Annotated in this window: 5 protein-coding genes; 4 read left to right on the top strand and 1 reads right to left on the bottom strand. The window is 28.0% G+C overall.

Annotation, left to right across the window (positions count from 1 at the left end; genetic code table 11):
* Nucleotides 1–47: 47 nt before the first annotated feature.
* The 4 genes from E6248_RS13900 (at nt 48) to E6248_RS13885 (ending at nt 3,931) form a co-directional block, all read left to right on the top strand.
* The gene (locus tag E6248_RS13900; protein ID WP_316341386.1) at nt 48–611 is read left to right on the top strand and encodes a hypothetical protein; all 564 of its coding nucleotides are present in this window, start codon (nt 48–50) and stop codon (nt 609–611) included.
* Nucleotides 612–781: 170 nt separating this feature from the next.
* Entirely contained in the window at nt 782–967 is a 186-nt protein-coding gene (locus E6248_RS13895; protein ID WP_316341385.1) for a hypothetical protein, read from the top strand.
* Nucleotides 968–1,019: 52 nt separating this feature from the next.
* Nucleotides 1,020–2,438, top strand: coding sequence for a potassium/proton antiporter (locus tag E6248_RS13890; protein ID WP_316341384.1), 1,419 nt, complete (start codon nt 1,020–1,022; stop codon nt 2,436–2,438).
* Between the two features lie 17 nt (nt 2,439–2,455).
* A complete protein-coding gene (locus tag E6248_RS13885) occupies nt 2,456–3,931 on the top strand; it encodes an N-6 DNA methylase (RefSeq protein ID WP_316341383.1) in 1,476 nt (491 codons plus the stop codon).
* Between the two features lie 69 nt (nt 3,932–4,000).
* Here the strand turns inward: E6248_RS13885 and rd are convergent, their stop codons facing one another.
* Entirely contained in the window at nt 4,001–4,165 is a 165-nt protein-coding gene (gene rd, locus E6248_RS13880) for a rubredoxin (protein ID WP_316341382.1), read from the bottom strand.
* Between the last annotated feature and the right edge of the window lie 56 nt (nt 4,166–4,221).

Here is a 4,221-nt window from a genome sequence, read left to right as displayed (position 1 = left end):
TGTAACGTGCTTAAATAGATATCAAGATTATATTAAGAGGTGAAGAAATGGAAAAGTTAAATAAGTTTATAAGTTACTCAAAGGGTATCTTTAATAATGACAATCAAATAAAGGAAGAGAAGGATACAACTGGTGAAGTAAGAACACCTGGAGCTAAGCATATAGCGGAAGTATGCAACGATAAGATTCAAAATCTACCAAAGGATTTTAAGGGTTACTTTATGATAGATGAAACTTATTATAATCATGGAGATAAGGTAACAGAATTACATCATTTATTTTTATATACAGTAAATGAAAATAATCAAGTTGTTTTAACTTCTTATGATTTGCCAAAGGAAATAGAATATAAAGATTTTATAAATTTTAATGATAAGTTAACTTTTGACTATAATAAGTTGGAGAAGAACAGCAAATTTACTCCAATAGTGTTTAAGGAAGAAGATGGAGCATTTATTGCAGAAAGTGAAGCTGAGTTTGCACCAGGAGTTATATTTACAGCAAAGCAAAAGAACTTAGATGGTAAGATGTATGTAACAGAAGTGTTTAGAAAGAATGGAGAAATAGTTTCTGGGTCTGAAGAGCCAATAGTTTATCATAGAGTAAAATAAATTAATAATGATTTATCTTTAGAAAACCCTTTTTAGGGTTTTCTTTTTTTATCTACATATAACCTGTGCCATAATAAATTTTTATATTAGTAGTTATATAAGAGATTAGATTACACCAAATATTTATTCTTTGAATAAAATAATACAGAAATCATTTTAAGGAGCATGTTATGGATATTATTTATATGCTTCCATTTCTTTTAAATAAGAATGTAAGTGACTTTATTTATGATTTAAAAATGTCTAATGATTTTTTTAAGAGCCTAAAAAAGTGTGATTATAAATTAATATTTATTTATAATGAAGGATGTTCTTATAAAAAATATAGTTGTAGAGATTGTTGTCTTTGCAACTAATTCATTTTTATCGTATAATAGATATATATTATTATAAGAAGAGGAGGGTTATATGGTAGAATTAATGATTGCTTGTGGATTAATTTTGTTAATCTGCATTTCGTCGAGCAAGATATTATACAGGTTCGGGGTTCCAATGTTACTAATATTTATAGTACTTGGAATGCTATTTGGATCTGATGGACTAGTAGGTATATATTTTGATAATTATGACTTAACTAGTACTATATGTTCCTTGGCGTTAGTCTTTATTATGTTTTATGGTGGCTTCGGTACTAATTGGAATACAGCTAAGAAGTCAGCAGTGCCATCAATATTAATGTCTAGCTTTGGAGTTATAATAACAGCTGGACTTACTGGATTATTTTGTTATTTTGTATTAGGAACTAACCTTTTAGAAGGGCTTTTAATAGGTGCTGTTGTTGGATCAACAGATGCAGCTTCAGTATTCTCAATATTACGTTCTCAAAAACTGAATTTAAAGGGAACATTAGCACCACTACTAGAAATAGAAAGTGGAAGTAATGACCCAATAGCTTATATGCTTACGATTATTGTATTAACTTTAATGTCTAATGCAGGGGTATCGCTAATAGTGCCGATGATTATTAAGCAAATAGTATTTGGTATATTGGTTGGTAGTATTTTAGCTATACTTGCAGTGAAAATTATGAGAATGGTTAACTTTGAAGTAGAAGGTTTTTATACCATATATATAACTGCTATAGCAATCTTATCCTATGCTATTAGTGAGTATTTTGGCGGAAATGGATTTTTAAGTGTTTATATGGCGGGTATTATTATTGGAAATAGTAAAATACCGCATAAAAAGAGTTTATATCACTTCTTTGATGGAATATCTTGGATAATGCAAATAGCTCTATTCTTTATTTTGGGCTTGTTATCTTTCCCATCTAAATTGCCTCAAGTTTTAGGAATATCTATAGCTATATCATTGTTTATGATGTTTGTTGCAAGACCATTAGCAACTTTTATTATATTAGATAGATTTGATTATTCAAATAAAGAAAAAGTATTTATATCATGGGTTGGATTAAGAGGTGCAGCATCAATTGCCTTTGCAATTTATTCTGTAACATATGGAGTTAATATTGAAAATGATTTATTTCATATTATATTCTTTATAGCTCTATTCTCAGTAGGAATACAGGGTACATTAATTCCTGCAGTTGCGAGAAAATTAGACTTAGTAGATGATAGCACAACAGTATTAAGGACTTTTAATGACTATAAGGAAGATAAAAAGACTAAGATTTTAGAAGTTAATATAGATTCAGATAATAAGTGGGCTGGTAAAAGTATTATGGATGCAGAGATACCAGAAGAAGTTTTAATAGTAATGATAAGGCGTGCTGAAGAAGTTATAGTGCCTAAAGGATCAACTGTAATTAATATAGATGATACTTTAGTTTTAGCTGCTAATAATTTTGATGACTTATTAATTGGATAATATATTGGAGAGAATTTATGGGAAGAAAAGAAAAGGTATTAGCAGAAAAAATTTTTAATGAAGAGTATATAGACAAAAGGCTAGTTGGATATTATTCAACTCCAAGTTTTATATGTGAATATATTAAAAATAGGTTAATTGAAATAAAAGATGATGGTAAAGAGGTATTTGATCCTTGCTGCGGTAGGGAAGAGATGCTTGTACCTTTTTTAGAAGAGAATATTAAATCTTATGGAATAGATATAATAAAGTATAAAAGCAATTATAATTGTTCTTTTCAAAATATCGATTTCATAAGATTTTTTTATAAAAAAATTAATGAAGTTAGTGAATTTAAAGGATTGGAATATGATTATTATGTTTTAAATCCACCTTATAACTGTCATGAAGTTGAATATATAAGAGATAATAGGGATGAATTAAAGGATATTTTTAAAGAAGTCGGGATTCATAATATGTATGGGATGTTTATTTCAGCTGTAATTGATCTAGCTAAGGAGGGAGCAGTTATTGGAATAATAACTAATGATTCATTCTTAACAGCTAAGAGTTACAAATCCCTTAGAGAAAAGATATTAAGAACGTGTTCTATTCATGAAATAACGATGTGTCCAACTAATTTATTTACAAACCAAGGAGCAGATGTTAGAACAAGCATAATAATTTTACAAAAAGGTGTTAATTTCCAAGGGAATATTATAACTAATAATAGAAGTATTAATATTTCAGAACTTAAAGAGAAAATAAATAGCAATACAACTCTTTTTGGGCTAGAGGATATTATCCTAAGTGATAAAAATGATAATAAAGAGTTTGTAATTAATTGCCCAATAGATATAAGAGAGTTATTTAATTTTGATAGAATAGCAAGTGAATTTAATTGTATAACAGGTATATCAACAGGAAATGATAAGGAGTTCTTATCTAAGGAGAAAAAAGATCCGTATACTGTACCATTTTATAAGAATCCGGGAAAAGATAGGTTTAATACTGATAAGTTTGTATATATTGATAATAATTTTTTAGATATATCGAAAACTGTACATAACTTCATAGTTAGGAATAAGGAGTTTCTATATAGAGAAGGAATTATATGTTCATCTATGGGGGTTGAATTTACTGCTTCTAGAATGCCAGAAGGAAGTACCTTTGGGGTAAATACAGCCATAATATGTGAAAAGATAGATTTGTTTTGGTTATTAGCTTATTTGAATTCTAATTTAGTAACCTACTTTGTAAGAGGCGTGTTACTAAGAACAAATATGATAACATCAGGTTATGTGTCCAGAATACCACTATTATACTTTAATGATGATGAAAAAGAATATTTATCTAAGTTAGGGGAAAAGGCTTATAAGTATTCTATTGAAAAGAAAAATATTAGTGAGATATTAAATAGTATAGATTCTATAGTAAATAAGGCTGCTAGAATATCTGATGAAAGTATAAAATATATAATTGAATTTAAATCTAATTTAATAAAAAGAACTTAATGAATTTTATATAAATTAAAAGAGTTGTATCAAGATTATTTTAATATCTTGATACAACCTTTTTTCTTATTAGTCTTCTAATAAATCAAATTCATCCTTAGTTGCACCGCAAACAGGACAAACCCAATCATCTGGTAAGTCCTCAAAAGGAGTATCAGGATCTATTCCGTTATCAGGATCACCGTATTCGGGGTCATAAACATAAGTACAAGGAATACAAACATATTTCTGCATGATAAAGCCTCCTAATTTTCTTATACAATTAAAATGTATTGGGTATACAATAAAAA

The sequence above is a fragment of the Clostridium sp. genome, from assembly GCF_032552055.1.
In the GTDB taxonomy this organism is placed as follows: Bacteria; Bacillota; Clostridia; order Clostridiales; family Clostridiaceae; genus Clostridium.
This window is presented reverse-complemented; position numbering and strand designations above follow the sequence as displayed.

Excerpts from the sequence above, each read along its gene's own strand:
- rd (WP_316341382.1), bottom strand. The coding sequence starts at position 4,165 with ATGCAGAAATATGTTTGTATTCCTTGTACTTATGTTTATGACCCCGAA.
- E6248_RS13895 (WP_316341385.1), top strand. The coding sequence starts at position 782 with ATGGATATTATTTATATGCTTCCATTTCTTTTAAATAAGAATGTAAGT.
- E6248_RS13900 (WP_316341386.1), top strand. The coding sequence starts at position 48 with ATGGAAAAGTTAAATAAGTTTATAAGTTACTCAAAGGGTATCTTTAAT.
- E6248_RS13885 (WP_316341383.1), top strand. The coding sequence starts at position 2,456 with ATGGGAAGAAAAGAAAAGGTATTAGCAGAAAAAATTTTTAATGAAGAG.
- E6248_RS13890 (WP_316341384.1), top strand. The coding sequence starts at position 1,020 with ATGGTAGAATTAATGATTGCTTGTGGATTAATTTTGTTAATCTGCATT.